Genomic DNA, 14,777 nt, shown 5'->3' on the forward strand with positions numbered 1-14,777 from the left:
GTGGCTTGTCCTGACACTCAGATAACCTGCAGGTCTTTTCCGACGATGATCTGTCCGTCGAAATGTTTGCGCGCATCGGCAGCCCACATTTCGTCGGTGATCGCGGGATCGCCGCCCGGCACGAAATGGCTCAGCACCAGCGTCTTGACGCCAGCCGCCGCGGCGATCTTGCCGACCTGCTCAGTGGTGGTGTGGCTTTTCATGAGGTGATCGAGCAGCGTCGGGGCGTTGTCGACGGTCTTCATCAGCTTTTCGAGCGCGGGCAGGTACATCACTTCGTGCACCAGGACGTCGGCGCCTTTCGCGAACTCGGCAAGCGCCGGGTAGTAGGTCGTGTCGCCGGAGAAAACGACGGTGCGGTCGCGAGTCTCGAAGCGGTAGGCGAATGCCGGCTTGATCGTGTAGTGGTCGACCAGTGTCGAGGTGACGCGCACGCGGTCGTCTTCCATCACCAGGCGCGGGCCGTCGAATTCATGGATGTTGATCAGTGGCCGGAACGGCGGGCGGCCTTCTTCGCGCATTCGCACGTCGAGGTCGATCGCGTTCATGTCGACAAAGTCGTCGATCATCTTTGTCATGCGCGGCGGCCCGTACAGGTTGACGGGCGTGCGCAGGCCGGTGGCCCAGGCGAGGAACACGAGGTTGCCGAGGTCGGCGTTGTGATCCGAATGATGGTGGGTCAGGAAGATGTCACGGATGCCCGGCAGTTTGACGCCCGCTTTGGTCAACTGCAGCGCGACACCGTTGCCGCAATCGACCACGTAGGGCTGACCGTCGACCACCAGCACGTTCGCCGGTGCCGCGCGCAGGTCGGACGGCGTTGGGCCCCCCTTGGTGCCGAGCAGGATCAGCTGTGTGCCTTTTGCCGAATGTCCAGCGACGGGTGCCGTGGTTGCGGAGTTGGCCGGCGACTGTGCCTGGGCGTCCTGCATCCACGGCAGCGCTGCGGTGGTGCCTGCAGTAACGGCAATACGCATGAAATCACGACGGGAGCGTCCGAACGGCTGATCACTCATGAGTCTGTTTCTCCTGGCATGTTGTGGGGTGTGCTCGATTTTCCTGCGGAACAGGGCTCAAAAGCGATTGCGGGCTCAAAAGCGATTGAATTGTAGCGATATTACAAACATGCTTTCACGAGTTTTTTGGCGTCGTCGCGGGCACGACGGCGCTGGAATAAGCCGCTGTGTTCCATCGTTTACTCGTCATGCAACCACGTCCCGAGCGGCAAGGCCTTCCCGTAAAGCCCGCGGCGTGGATTGGCGCAAGCACACCGATGTGCTGGGTGACGCCGCCGACACGACGTCGAAAACGTCGGGAATTCATGTGGTCGTACATCATGGACAAACTGCTTCGTTTCGGGACATTGCTCGTCTGTCTCGGCTTTGCTGCGCCTGCACTCGCGCAAACGTATGACGAGCAACCGGTGCCTGCCGACAGCACGGACAGCACGAATTGCCGCGCAGTTGTCGGGCAGGCCGAAATCGATGGGACGATGCAGCAGGTCGTCGGACGTGCGTGCCTGCAAGGTGATGGGACCTGGCAGATTGTGCAAAGCCAGGATGGCAGCGTGCTCTGGTACCCCGTCGCAGCCTATCCCTATCCCGACCCCTGGTGGTGGGGGCCGCCGATATTCATTGGCGCGGGCGTGAGCTTTATCTTTGTCGACCATTTCCATCACTTCCACCACTTTGACCACTTTCATCAGATGGGTCACGTTCACTTTGCACCAATTGGAGCGGGCTTTCATCGCGGCCCGTTCCCGGGCGGTGGTATGCGTGGTTTCGCTGGGACGAGGGGATTCGGCGGCATGCATGGGGTCGGCGGAATGCATCGGCGCTAGCCGGACGACATACCAGCCACTGCACCCCATCAACGCGAGACCTTTAGAAAAACCAGGGCGTGCCGTTATCAAGTGATGGTCCGACAAAACGTGGACCGGGATCGGAGTCGTCCGGAAATTACTCGGTTCGGAGTCAATGAACGAACTGAGCCATGCTTCGGGTCACGACTTCCGGATGCGCACGTCGTCTACGGGCAGACTGATACCTCCAGTTTCCTTCTGTCCAACCTGCTCTAACAGATCACCCCGTCGACGTGCCGTTCCACATCGGAGCGATTGTGACCAGACAGAAAGGTACCCAAAGGCGTCGATACCTGTGGCGACGCAACGCAGGAGCAGACGGACTTGAGCAGACGTCGTTGAACGTGCCTCCCGCGCGGCGCACGGCAGTATTTGGACTCGTCCTCGTTCTGTTGAGCGTGCCGCTTCTAGCCTTCTGGGGAGCCTATGAGAGCTTGAGCGCCGGCTTCGCCGCACAAGCTGCCAACGAGGCGGATAAAGCTTTCGAGGAGGCCCGCTACAGCGTCGCATGGGAGGAATCTGCGGAGCGCAAGTATTTCCTGGACCCGCGTCCGGAAGTTTTACGCGAGCACCGCGAGGCCGGCCAGGCACTTGACGCGTCGCTGAGGAAGGCGCTGGCACTAGAACCCGGCAGCAGCACGATGCTGCTCGGCCTGCTGGAGAAGCACGCGAAGTATCGATCATTCGCAAAGCCGATGTTCAAGGCCGTTGATGATCACGACATCGCGAGAGCCAATGAGATCGACGAGGATTCGGCCGATCCACTCTTCGACGATATCGAGCAACAGGTCCTCGCAGCAGCGGCACAGCACCGCGACGATGCGACGATGCAACTCGACCGGCTCGTTGCCGTGCAACGGATCGTCCTGATATCGACCCCCGTAGTCCTGGCGATCGGCGTCGGGCTCGCGCTGCTGTTTCTTCAGATGCTGCGGCGTATTCGCAGGAACGTAGACGCGGCGGCCCAGGACGCGCTGCGCACGAGCGAACAGAGGCTGCAGGCGCTGGTCGCCAACACGTCGGATGCGATACTCGTTTCCGACGTCAACGGGACTGTGACTTACGAAGCGCCGACGCGACGACCGGATCCCTTGAACAACATGGGCCAGCTCGTCGGCACCAGTCTGCTCGATCCGATTCATCCGACGGACCGTCCCACGCTGCAGGGCCTGTTGGAGACTGTGTCGTCGACGGCTCGGTCCACGAAATCCATTGAGATCCGTACGCGAGGCGAGGGCGACGCGTGGCGCTATATTCAGCTTACCTTGACGAATCTGCTCGACGAACCGGCTGTCGGCGCGATCGTGGCGACAGCGAGCGACACCACCGAAAGAAAGAACTTCGAAGAACAGCTCGCGCGACGGGCGTTCTACGATACGCTCACTTCGTTACCGAACCGCGCACTGCTGCTTGATCGTGTTAGCCAGGCTGAAGCGCGCGCGCGTCAACGTAATGCGATGATCGGAGTCGTTTTCATCGACCTGGACAACTTCAAGCGGGTCAACGACAGTCTCGGGCATCACGTGGGAGACCGGCTGCTGATCGCAGCGGCCAAGCGCCTCGAAGGGTGCGTTCGCCCCTCCGACACCGTCGCGCGGTTAGGCGGAGACGAGTTTGTCATCCTGCTGGAACACCTGGGGAGTGAAGCAACGAGCGAAGGCACCCTGGTCGCGGACAACATCCTTGCGCAGTTTAGTCAACCGTTCGATCTCGACAACAAACAGTACATCGTCAGCGCGAGCGTCGGGCTGGCATTCGCGCACGCTGGGAGCGGCCGTAGCGATGCTGACACGTTGTTGCGGGACGCCGACGTCGCGATGTACCGGGCCAAGAACGGCGGAAAGGGCCGCTACGTGGTTTTCGAAGAGAACATGCATGCTGATGCAGTCAAAAAGCTGGAGATTGAAACGGACTTGCGTTACGCAATCGAGCATCGCGAACTACGCGTGTATTTTCAGCCCATCATGCAGCTTCAGGTGGCGGGGTGCCGCGAAATGGAAGCGCTCGTGAGGTGGCAGCACCCCACGCGAGGTTTGTTGCCGCCATCCGAGTTCATTGCGATTGCAGAAGAAAGCGGCCTGATCATTCCGCTCGGACGATACGTACTGGAAGAGGCTTGCCGGCAAGTCGCCCGCTGGCAGCAGGAGTTCCCTACAGAGCCGCCGCTGCAGATTAGCGTCAATCTCTCTCCACGGCAGTTCGATGATCCCAACCTCGTTGCCGACGTGGCTGCGGCGCTGTCCAGTGCTCACATCGGCGCTGCCTCGCTGAAACTGGAGGTCACGGAGGGCCTGATCATGCGGGATACGGCAAAGAGCATCGAGACACTCCGAAAGCTGAAAGATTTTGGTGTAACGATCGCAATCGATGACTTTGGTACGGGCTACTCATCGCTAAGTTATCTTCGCAAGCTGCCGCTGGATGTTCTGAAGATCGACCGATCCTTCGTTCAGGGCATTGGCACGAGTGCCGAGGACGATGCAATCGTTCGAGCCGTTATCTCCATGGCGCAGTCGCTTGGACTGTCCGTCACGGCCGAGGGGATTGAAACGAATGAGCAGGCAAGGCTCCTTCGGGAATGGTCCTGCCAAACTGGACAGGGATATCTTTTTTCACAACCCCTACCTGCGGAGGAGTTCACCGCTTTGTTTCGTACGCATTCTCCCGGTTCCAGCCGCAGCCATTCCGCGGGGGACTTCGCCACGGAACTGCTCGGACCCATGCGCGGCTGCCATCGGTTGAGCGTTGATCGGCCGCCTCTGCCGCATCTCGATCTCACGAACCGCCATGAGTACGGTAGGGCAGGACCTCAGGGTTTCAGATACGTCGAACGGTGATCCAAGGGCGTCATGTGTTCTGTCGTCTCACATCATGCCGCCAGGGCTTCCGGTGCCGCCCACTCCAGATCCACCGCTCCCGCCTGTGCCGGCGCCTGGCGATGTCGCAATCGGATGTGCGGCCCCCATCGTGGCCATAAGTGAGACAGCGGCTGCGTCCGGTTCGCCGTTGGCGTCGATTGCGCCGCGAGCGAGGAGCGCTTCGAGATCACTGTCCTCGCCTGGCTGGCCGACAGTGAATGCTGTGGTCAGAAAATTTGGGGCGGAGAGCGTAACGCCGTACGTTTGCTGCAGGCTTTGGACGACAGCGGCCTGCGCAGTCAGAACGTCGGTCTGATTCTGCAGCGTCTGCTGAAACTGCGTGTTCGCCGCGAAGCCGACGATGAGTTCGCTTTCATTCGTACCGAGTTGTGCCGCCAGATACGACAACAACAGATCCGTCTCCGGCGTGACGTTGTACGTGCCACCGGCGAACGCTGCGGAATGCAGCATCGTCCCGCCCGAAGTCGCTGCGATCATGCACGGCATCACTGCGCCGAACGTCGCGTGGTAGTTTCCGTTCGCATCTGCTGCGACCGACATCGAGCCCCGCGCGCAGTTGATGCTAATCGTTGCGTTCGCGAGTGCCTTGCCAGTTGCCGCCGTGCCGGCGATCGAAATCATCGACATGCTGCTTGTGCTACCGCTCCCGCCGCCACCACCGCCGCAGCCAGCGAGCAACGCAACGGATGCGATTAGCAACCCTGCGCTGACAGAACGGGTGACGTGCTGTTGTCGAGTGCTCATCGAAGTCTGCCGTTGGTTCGTATGTGGTCTAAACGATTCTGCGGGGGTGTCTATTCCATCTTTCGCGCAGCCTCTGATGCTGCGAAGGCATTGCGAAATTGGTTGCCCCAAGCTAGGTGGAGGCTCGGCGCCAGAGCTATTCCCGGCTCGGGCACGGCAAGCCGTTAGATCGCCCGATTGGAATATAGCGGCCACGCCGTACGTTTATTAAAGGTGTCGATGCTGGATGTTTCGAGCCACAGACGCGCATCGCGATTGCCATCGCCTGCCCGTCTGGCGGCACCAACCCTGCTCATGGCCGCTGCGCCGTGGTTCGTCGTCACGAGATATCACGCCAAGGAGTCTCAAACGCGCCATGAACGACGGTAGCGACCGGATGAGAGCAGGTTTGGGCAAGCGGGATTTGCGGCCGCTGTCGGCGTTTGCCGACGATGAGCTGTCCGCCAAGGAGCGCGCAACCACGCTCGTTCGGTTGGCGACCGACCCTGGGGCGGCCGGGCGCGTGGCCGATTACCGCGCGCAAAAAGCCGCGCTGACGGCATTGTTCGGAGACCCCCGAGACGACGCGCGTTGTATCGTCGTGCACCGCCGCACGTTGTGGTGGCAGCAGGCAGGCGTGGCGGCATCGTGCGTGGCCATGGGCGTGGCGCTCGGCTCGTCATCCGGTTGGGTGTCGGCGAATTTCGCGGCCGATCCACCCGCGTTCGCGGAGCGCGCCGACATCGCTTTCGCGGTGTACGCGTCTGAGCAACGCCACCCCGTCGAGGTAGCGGCGTCGCAACGCGATCAACTGGTCAACTGGCTGTCACGGCGCCTCGGTCAGCGGTTGTCGGTGCCTTCGCTTCGGGAATATGGGTATTCGCTGATTGGCGGTCGTCTGCTGCCCGGCGAGTCCGGCCCTGCCGCACAATTCATGTATCAGAATACGGCCGGCTCCCGGCTCACGGTGTACGTCGCAGCGGTTCCAAAGGACGCGACGGCATTCCGCCTGTTTCGTGCCGGCAATCGCAGCACGTTCTACTGGGGGAGTCAGGGGACGGGATGCGCGCTGACTGGCCACGTCTCCGAGGTGCAATTGCGATCCATGGCAATCGACGCATGCAGCATGCTTGGGCGGGCGTTCAGAAGCCGGAAAACCGGCGGCGGTTTGAACCCATGATGTTTTGCGGCGTTCGCATTTCCGATCATCCAGCAAGCCGGGGCACACTACCTCGGCGGGATGCGCCGATGCTGCCGCATCGGATACCGTGGGCGTGGACGTGTTGCTGACCGCTCCGAATGGAATATCGTGGCTCCGGTGGACGTTTACCATGCGCAGTCTCGCAAAGCGAAGCTGGCCGCACTCACGGGAGATCACGATGAAAACAACCAGACTGTGACGCTCGACACAACGATCAATCAGGTAAATGCAAATTTCCAGGTCGTCACCGAACTGCTGAAATCAATACTCGACACGAAAACCGTAGCATCGTTGAAGCAATCAGCCGACAGTTTGCAGCAAGTAACCAAAGCGTCTCAGACCGACAAAACCATAAGGATTGCTGTCAATATGGGACCGTCTGGTATTTCCTTCACTGACCTGGCGACCAAGATCAATCGAGACCCGTCAGTCGTGATTCGCGGAACTGCACAGCGGCCACTCGGACCTGGGGAAGAAAAATGAAAGTCGATGCGGGCAGGGCGGCCTTCATCGTGCTCTGTGTCGTCCTGTTTTCGGGCTGCGCCCTGTTTTCACCGGTCAAGACAGATACGAAACAATACGCGTTGAACCGCAAGCCCAATGATAAGAACAGCCATCGACCAGTGGAGCAGGATCGCGACCGCGCCAAAGTGGTCTTCAGTGTTCCCAATCGACGTCATCGACCGTGCTCCCCGATCAAAGATCGCGCCAGTGGAAGGCTGCTTACTACGAGAGCTAAACGTTCAGCCGGCCATAGTTATTCCAGTGTTCCGATCAGGCGACGAACTGGCACTGCGACGCCGGCGTGCGCGTGTCCATGTTGCGGCCGCGGTTCATGTGGTCGTCAACCTCAGCGGCGCAGCCGAGCATGCCTCGCAGTGAGGAGGTGCAGGCTAGACAACGCGCGACAGGACAATCAGTACGGTCGTCACGGTAATCGCCCCGCCGATCCGGGTCGCGATCTGGGCGAACGGCATCAGCGTCATGCGATTGGCCGCCGTCAGGATGGCGACGTCGCCCGTGCCGCCCTGGCCGCTGTGGCAGGCGTTCACAATGGCCGCGTCAATCGGATACATCTTCATCCAGTACCCCACCAAAGCACCGACCGACATCAGGGTCGCGACGGTCGACACGATGGTGATGAGGGTCGGCAGGGTGAAGGAGGCCATCAGCTTGTCCCATGGCGTGAGCGACACGCCAATGGCGAACAGCAACGGGTAGGTGACCGCCGTGGAGAAAAACTTGTACACAATGTAAGCGCCCTCCTGCAACTGCGGAGGCACCGCCTGCGTCAGTTTCACGACGACCGCGATGAAAAGCATCGCGACCGGCGCCGGCAGGCCGAACAATCGCTGACACAAAATCCCCACAACGTAGAGCGTCAGCGCGGTGATGCCTGCGGCGGCGATATGGGTCACATCCATATGCCCCGAGATTTCTTGCTGGGACGGGTCCATTTCGTCGTGCTCACCAGGCTGCAAGCGCCCTTCGCCCGTGAAACGAGGGTATCGCTTGCCGACGAAATTCAACGTGCCAGCGAAAATGATCGCCGACAAGCTGCCGAGCATGACTGGAGGCAGGACGGTCGCAAACAGGACGCCGGGGTCCTGATGCAGGATCCCGGCGTAGCCGACAGTCAACGGAATGGCCCCTTCGCCGACTCCCCCGGCCATGATCGGTACGACGATAAAAAAGAACGTGTGATAGGCGCCGAGACCCAACGCCGTGCCGACGGCCGTACCAACGGCGCCGGCCACGATGGTTCCGATCCCGAGCGGTACGAAGATCTTGAGGAAGCCCTTGATCAGGACCTGCCGGTCCATGCTCAGGATGCTGCCCACAATAATGGAAGCGATGAACAGGTAGAGAAAATTGGTGGACTTGGTGAAATCGATCGTGACCTTCACGATCTGCGCTGGCAGCAACTTGTAGTACACCAACGCAGACGGGATGAAGGTGGCGAAGATGGCGGCGGCGCCGATCGCGCGGATGACCGGAATGCGCTTGCCGATCTCGGCGAGCGTGAAGCCGAAGAATGCAAACATCACGATCACGAGCGAAATCTCGTTCGGCAGCTTGTCCATGTAGACAAAACCTGCGATGAGCGCGCCGGCAATCACGTAGATCGGCAGCGGAATGATGCCGATGCGGATTTCCATCAACCGCCACCATCCTTGGGGCCAGAAGGCCTGCTTCTTGGTTTGGTCCGGCGGTAGAGGTGTGGAAGCCGCTGTCTTCATCGAAGTCTCCTGAGCAGACATTTGCCTGCTTACCACCGTCACCCGTGTCTGGGGGACGTGCGCGGAGCTTCAAGCGTAGCATCGCGGACATAGCGCGGATACCGTGCATACCCCTACCAGACAGTCCACGACGGCGCTGCCCGGTGAGGAACCTGCGGGCGGGTCATGGAAGCGCGGCTTCGTCCACCTGAAAGGCTGCGGCCGCGCGTTGCAGGCTCATCGCCTGCTCCTTCAGCGACTGCGCCGCGGCCGACGCCTGCTCGACGAGGGCCGCGTTCTGCTGCGTCATGCTGTCCATTTGCGTGACCGCGAGATTCACCTGGTCGATGCCGGCGCTCTGCTCCGTCGCCGCCGCCGCGATCTCCTGCACGACGCCGGTTACGCGCATGATCGCGTCGCGCGCTTCGTCGATCGTCGAGCCGGTGTTCTCGACCAGCTTCGCGCCGCTGCCGACGCTATCCACCGCATGACTGATCAGCTCGCGGATTTCCTTTGCCGCGGTCGCGCTACGCTGCGCGAGGCTGCGCACCTCGCCCGCGACGACCGCGAAGCCGCGGCCCTGCCCGCCCGCGCGCGCTGCTTCGACCGCCGCATTCAGCGCGAGAATGTTGGTCTGGAACGCGATGCCCTCGATCGTCGCGATGATCTCGACCATGCGGCCCGACTCTCGCGAGATATTCTTCATCGCCGAGACGGCCTGCGTGATCATGTCGCCGCCGCGGTTCGCGATATTCGCTGCGCCGGCCGCAAGCTCGCTCGCGGTGCGCGCGTTGTCCGCGGTCTGGCGGACCATCGCCGTCATCTGCTCCATGCTCGACGCCGTTTCCTGCAACGACGCCGCCTGGCTCTCGGTGCGCGACGACAGGTCCGCATTGCCGTTCGCGATCTCGTTCGCGCCGCACGCGACGTTGTCGGACGCGTGCTTGATCTGGCAGATGGTGCCCGTCAGCGCGTCGCGCATCCGCTGCATCACGTGCAACAGGCTCGACGTGTCGCCCTCGCGCGTGCGGATCGCCACCGTCAGGTCGCCCGATGCAATCGCATCCGCCACGTCCGCCGCGTAGGCCGGATCGCCGCCGACCGTGCGCGCGATGCTGCGGTTCGTCACCGCGACGAGCGTCACGAGCACCGCCGACACCGCCACGAAGATCGCGCCGATCAGCCACAGCGACGCCATGAACGCAGCGTCGATGTCGTCGACATAGGCACCGGTCGCGATGATCCAGTCCCACGGCGCATAGCGCACCACGTAGCCGATCTTGCCGACCGCCTGCGCCGACGCCGCGCCAGAATGTGGGAAGACGTAGTCGACGAAGCCGCCGTCGGGCGCCTGTGCGACTGACGCGAACGTCACGTAATGGTGACGGCCGTCGGCATCGGCGCTGCCCGCAAGATCCTTACCTTCGAGTGCCGGCTTGATCGGATGCATCACCATCTGCGGCTTCGAGTTGATCACGAGGAAGTAGCCGTCTTCGCCATAGCGGATGCTGCGCAGGCGCTCGAGCGCCTGCTTGCGGGCATCCGCCTCCGGCAGCGCGCCGCTTTGCGCCAGCGCCGCATACTCCGTCACGATGCTGAGCCCGACGTGTGCGACATTCGTGAGGTCGTGCTTACGTTCCTCGATGCGCGTCTCGCGCGACTGCCACGCCCCCGACACCGAGACGGCGAGCAACGCGACGAGGCTGATGATCAACGGCAGCCACAGCTTCTGCGTAAAACTGAGTTTGTGCATCCTGAGTCCTCTTGCGAACGAATGAAAATCGCGCAGAGTTGCCGTGCGAAGCGGCACGTGAATGGGCGCGCCTGGTGGCGCCGGTGGACTGTCCGGCGTCCCGGTGGTTCCTGCCCGAGTTATCGGCGGAGACGGGCGAAAGCTTCATCCTGTGAAACCCTTGGTCACCACCATGCCGCTGCCGGCGAAAAATCGAGGCGCGGCCAGCCGGGGCCAGAGAAATTCGCCCGGAGTCGACATCTGGTAGCCGTTTGTGTTGCGGCGCGGCTAACCGTCGGCTTTCATGAAGCCGCGATGCGTGCGGAAGGGTGGGCGTCCGCCTGCGCCGTCGTCGGTTACTGCGGACAGTGGCGTAGCACTATTTGATGGTATCGGCGGCGGCCTTACACACAGCAGCGTCCTGATCGCCTGTGCCGCCACTACAGCCGATAGCGTCGACAAGCTTTCCTCCTTCTACAAGCGGAAACCCGCCCGGCTATGCCACCAGCCCCGCTTCGAGCGTGCTTACGTATGCATGTCCGGTCTCAAACTGATTGTAGACAACCCGCGTTTCGCGACGAAATCTTGTTGACAGTGCGTTTCCGAGTTGTGGTGATCGGCAGATGGGCGAGCAGCACGTCGGCAAGCCCAGCAAGTTCTGCTTGCTTTCCTGCAGATCCGCGCGGCGAGGCTGGCTCCGCCAGCAGCTTGTATCCGCGCGTTGCACGGCATAGACTGAGAATTGAAGTGGAGATGGCATTCCTCCATAACCGCCCGCAGGGGCTAATGATGCCTACAGGCCTGGGTTAGGGTACTGTGGGCACGCCTCGACTCGCTTCGTTTGTCTGAAGCGCGCGCCATCGTCAAGCTGGCGTCGCCTCCCAGTTTTCATCACTGTACCGATCGCGTCCGTCCGCCTCACTGATTGCAGTCGAGCGCGTAGCCGGACGTCGGAATCTCTGCTCAGACTCCATCCCGCCGTGTGGAACCAGTGTCTCGCGCGGTCGACGGAATCTGGTTGTAGGCGCACGTGTGCGGCTGCCAAACAGGAAGGGGATACGCATGGTCTTTCACAGCATCCTGTTCGAAAAACCAGAGGACGGACCCAGGGGCGGTGACGTGCCGGAGCCGGATTTTTTTGCCGATCTCAATCTCGACCAGATTATCTCCGCAGTCACGATCGGATGGGACGACTACAACCTGAAGCCGTTCTTTTATACCGAGTTGTCGCGTGAAGCGGCGATCACGTATCGGCACGAGGTCATGCAGGATCTCGACGATGCTGATGTGCTCGACAGCATCAATGCTTTCGCCCAGGGCATGCGCAAAATGCGCGAGCACCTGGCACAGGCGGAAAAACTCCGCTACCGGCTCCAGAAGGAGTGGTGGTTCCTCGAAGCGATCGTGGTCTATTGCGAGACACTTGTGGCCTTTGCCCGGGATCTGCCGCTGGCAGCCCCCACATCGAAAGGACTAGGAGCGTTTCATCAATACCTGACTGGATATGTTGTATCGGAGCGCTTTCAGTCGCTCACACATGACGCAGAGCATATCAAGAGGCGCCTTTCGGCGATTCGATATTGCGTGCTCATCAAGGGAAACGCGGTCACGGTACGCCACTACGATGCGGAAATTGACTACAGTGCCGACGTTCTGCGGATCTTCGAAAGATTCAAGCAAGGGGCCGTCAAGGATCATCGCGTCGAGCTGCGCGACTGGCTAGACATGAATCACGTCGAAGCCCACGTCCTGGATTTCGTCGCGCAACTACACCCGCGGGAGTTCCTGGAGCTCACCACATACAGCGCGAACAACGCGAGCTATCTCGATGCCACGATCCGGACGTTCGACCGCGAAGTCCAGTTCTACCTCGCGTTTCGCGGCTACATCAGTATCTGCAAAGCGGCGAACCTGTGCTTTTGCTACCCGCGCGTGTCATCCAGCAACAAAGCCGTGCGCTGCGACGAGACGTTCGATCTGGCACTCGCGCACAAGCTAACGAGCGAAAACGCGGGCGTCGTCCAAAATGATTTTCATCTCGATGACGAAGAACGCCTGATCGTGGTATCGGGTCCCAACAACGGCGGAAAAACGACCTTTGCCCGCACCTTTGGCCAGCTGCATTATCTGGCGAGGATTGGTTGTCCAGTTCCCGGCCGTAATGCCACGCTCTTTCTGTACGACCGGCTGTTTACGCATTTCGAGCGCGAAGAAAATACCAAGGATCTGCGCGGCAAGCTCCAGGACGACTTGATGCGCGTCCATCACATCATGACGCACGCTACGTCGCGTAGCGTCATCATCATGAACGAGATCTTCAGCTCGACAACGCTGACTGACGCACTTTTCCTAAGCCGGAAAATCATCGGCGAGATCCTGGAGCGCGATCTGTTGTGCGTTTGCGTGACCTTCATAGACGAGCTCGCGCATCTCGGCGAACAGGTCGTGAGCATGGTCAGCGAGATCAAACCGGGGGACCCGGCTTCCCGCACCTACCGGGTGAGAAGAAAACCCGCTGACGGTCGTGCGTACGCGGTGTCGGTCGCAGAACACTATGGTTTGACCTATGACCGTCTGAAGGAGCGGCTCGGGCTATGAAGGCATATCTCCTCTACAGGGACCGCGACTTCAATATGCACCGCGAGGCCGAGTGGAACGAGGCGGCGCTGGTACAGGACCTGGAACTGAACACGCTCTATCAGGCGATGGCGCAGGGTGACGCGTTTCTCTATGACGTCATCAAGCGGATCGTTCTGGTCAGTTCGGTCATTCCGGACGAAATTACCTATCGCCAGTCCATTCTCAACGACTGCATCCTTCACGAAGCCACCGTGCGACAGCTCTACGCTATCGCGATTGAGGCGATCGAAACAGAGCGCAAGAGCTACTATAGTTTCTTTTCGTCCTCGGCCAGTTCGGTGTTGTACGGTGCGCGGGAAATGATCCAGCAATTTGTCGCCGTGCTGAAGACGCTGAGGACGGTGGCGGACTCGCAGGCGGGGCAGTTCCGGTCAGAAGGATTTGCTCAATTTTTCTCGATGATCGAGCGCGAGTTGACGGACGAGTATTTTGTGACGATCCGGCATTGTCTCAAGGAGCTCAAGTTCGGTGGCGGAGTGCTGATCAGTGCCGGACTGGGCACGGGCAACAAGGGAATCAGCTACGTGCTGCGCAAACTGCACGAAAAAGATCCCAATTTTCTGAAGCGGCTGCTCGCCAAACGATCGCCCTCGTTGACGTTCCGTATTGCCGATCGAGACGAGAATGGCGCGCGTGCATTGGCGGAACTGGAGGCACGGGGTATCAATCTCGTCGCCAACGCGCTTGCGCAATCAGCCGACCACATTCTCAGCTTCTTTACGATGCTGCGCACCGAGCTGGCTTTCTACCTCGGGTGCGTCAACCTGCATAACGAACTGACACGGCGGGGTCTCGTCATGTGCATTCCGGTTCCGCGGGAGCGCGTTGAGAGACAGCATGCCATTGAAGGGTTGTACGACGCGAGCTTGGCGCTGCGCTCCGGGCGCGCGCCCGTCGGCAATGATATGCACGGGGACGGCAAGGAGCTCGTCGTCATCACGGGTGCCAATCAGGGCGGAAAGTCGACGTTCCTGCGAGCGGTCGGACTGGCGCAGATCATGATGCAATGCGGAATGTTCGTCACGGCGGCGTCATTCTCGGCGAACGTGTGCGACGGGATTTTGACCCACTACAAGCGCGAGGAAGATGCATCAATGAAGAGCGGCAAGCTCGATGAGGAACTCAAACGAATGAGCGAAATCATCGAACACATCAAGGAACACTCACTGTTGTTGTGCAACGAATCCTTTGCCGCAACCAATGAGCGCGAAGGTTCCGAGATTGCGCAGCAGATCATCGTGGCGCTGTTGCAGAAACGCGTGAAAATCGTATTCGTGACGCACCTTTACGCGTTGGCTCACGGGCTGCATGAGCGGAAGACGCAGGGCATGATGTTCCTGAGAGCGGAGCGGCGAGCCGACGGAGAGCGCACGTTCAGACTGACGGAAGCTGAGCCCTTGCAGACCAGCTATGGAGAAGATCTGTACGCGCGGATTTTTCCCTACGTGAACCGCCCTGCAGTTTCCTTGCTACACTGAATGCAGTGGAGATGTATCCAGATTTGTACCTCACTCGAATCTGG

General features: G+C 60.6%; 10 protein-coding genes, 1 pseudogene and 1 riboswitch. Of the genes and pseudogenes, 6 read left to right on the forward strand and 5 right to left on the reverse strand.

Features of this window, described 5'->3' with window-relative positions:
- Window positions 1–17: 17 nt before the first annotated feature.
- Window positions 18–977: an MBL fold metallo-hydrolase gene (locus HHL24_RS00070; RefSeq protein WP_169483563.1), complete on the reverse strand. Its 960-nt coding sequence runs from the start codon at window positions 975–977 to the stop codon at window positions 18–20.
- A 359-nt stretch (window positions 978–1,336) separates the two neighbouring features.
- Between HHL24_RS00070 and HHL24_RS00075 the strand changes: the two genes are divergently transcribed.
- Complete coding sequence (locus tag HHL24_RS00075; RefSeq protein ID WP_169483354.1) at window positions 1,337–1,840, forward strand: hypothetical protein; 504 nt, start codon at window positions 1,337–1,339, stop codon at window positions 1,838–1,840.
- Window positions 1,841–2,205: 365 nt separating this feature from the next.
- Window positions 2,206–4,698 (forward strand): putative bifunctional diguanylate cyclase/phosphodiesterase, encoded by a 2,493-nt coding sequence (locus HHL24_RS00080; RefSeq protein WP_329606564.1) that lies wholly within the window; start codon window positions 2,206–2,208, stop codon window positions 4,696–4,698.
- A 27-nt stretch (window positions 4,699–4,725) separates the two neighbouring features.
- On the opposite strand, the gene HHL24_RS00085 is transcribed toward HHL24_RS00080, so the two are convergent.
- Window positions 4,726–5,484, reverse strand: a complete 759-nt coding sequence (locus tag HHL24_RS00085) for a hypothetical protein (protein WP_169483356.1) — start codon at window positions 5,482–5,484, stop codon at window positions 4,726–4,728.
- 355 nt (window positions 5,485–5,839) lie between these two features.
- Between HHL24_RS00085 and HHL24_RS00090 the strand changes: the two genes are divergently transcribed.
- Together HHL24_RS00090 and HHL24_RS00095 are read left to right on the forward strand one after the other, a co-directional pair.
- Window positions 5,840–6,643 (forward strand): anti-sigma factor family protein, encoded by an 804-nt coding sequence (locus HHL24_RS00090; RefSeq protein ID WP_169483357.1) that lies wholly within the window; start codon window positions 5,840–5,842, stop codon window positions 6,641–6,643.
- Between the two features lie 129 nt (window positions 6,644–6,772).
- The gene (locus HHL24_RS00095; protein ID WP_169483358.1) at window positions 6,773–7,147 is read left to right on the forward strand and encodes a hypothetical protein; all 375 of its coding nucleotides are present in this window, start codon (window positions 6,773–6,775) and stop codon (window positions 7,145–7,147) included.
- A 410-nt stretch (window positions 7,148–7,557) separates the two neighbouring features.
- Here HHL24_RS00095 and HHL24_RS00100 read toward each other — a convergent pair whose 3' ends face one another.
- From HHL24_RS00100 to HHL24_RS44950, 3 genes and pseudogenes are all read right to left on the reverse strand, one after another.
- The gene (locus tag HHL24_RS00100) at window positions 7,558–8,904 is read right to left on the reverse strand and encodes a 2-hydroxycarboxylate transporter family protein (protein WP_169483359.1); all 1,347 of its coding nucleotides are present in this window, start codon (window positions 8,902–8,904) and stop codon (window positions 7,558–7,560) included.
- Window positions 8,905–9,067: 163 nt separating this feature from the next.
- Window positions 9,068–10,636 carry a methyl-accepting chemotaxis protein gene (locus tag HHL24_RS00105; RefSeq protein WP_169483360.1) on the reverse strand — a complete coding sequence of 523 codons (1,569 nt, stop codon included), beginning with the start codon at window positions 10,634–10,636 and terminating at the stop codon, window positions 9,068–9,070.
- Between the two features lie 358 nt (window positions 10,637–10,994).
- Window positions 10,995–11,099: pseudogene (locus tag HHL24_RS44950) on the reverse strand (GlcG/HbpS family heme-binding protein); the annotation flags it as partial.
- Between the two features lie 256 nt (window positions 11,100–11,355).
- Window positions 11,356–11,418, forward strand: a riboswitch (Fluoride riboswitch).
- A gap of 259 nt (window positions 11,419–11,677) precedes the next feature.
- Between HHL24_RS44950 and HHL24_RS00115 the strand changes: the two are divergent.
- Window positions 11,678–13,213: a MutS-related protein gene (locus tag HHL24_RS00115; protein WP_169483361.1), complete on the forward strand. Its 1,536-nt coding sequence runs from the start codon at window positions 11,678–11,680 to the stop codon at window positions 13,211–13,213.
- The gene (locus tag HHL24_RS00120) at window positions 13,210–14,733 is read left to right on the forward strand and encodes a MutS-related protein (protein WP_169483362.1); all 1,524 of its coding nucleotides are present in this window, start codon (window positions 13,210–13,212) and stop codon (window positions 14,731–14,733) included. The genes HHL24_RS00115 and HHL24_RS00120 overlap by 4 nt, the downstream gene beginning before the upstream one ends.
- Window positions 14,734–14,777 lie beyond the last annotated feature (44 nt).

Origin of the sequence: Paraburkholderia polaris (assembly GCF_012927345.1) — a bacterium.
GTDB lineage: Bacteria > Pseudomonadota > Gammaproteobacteria > Burkholderiales > Burkholderiaceae > Paraburkholderia > Paraburkholderia polaris.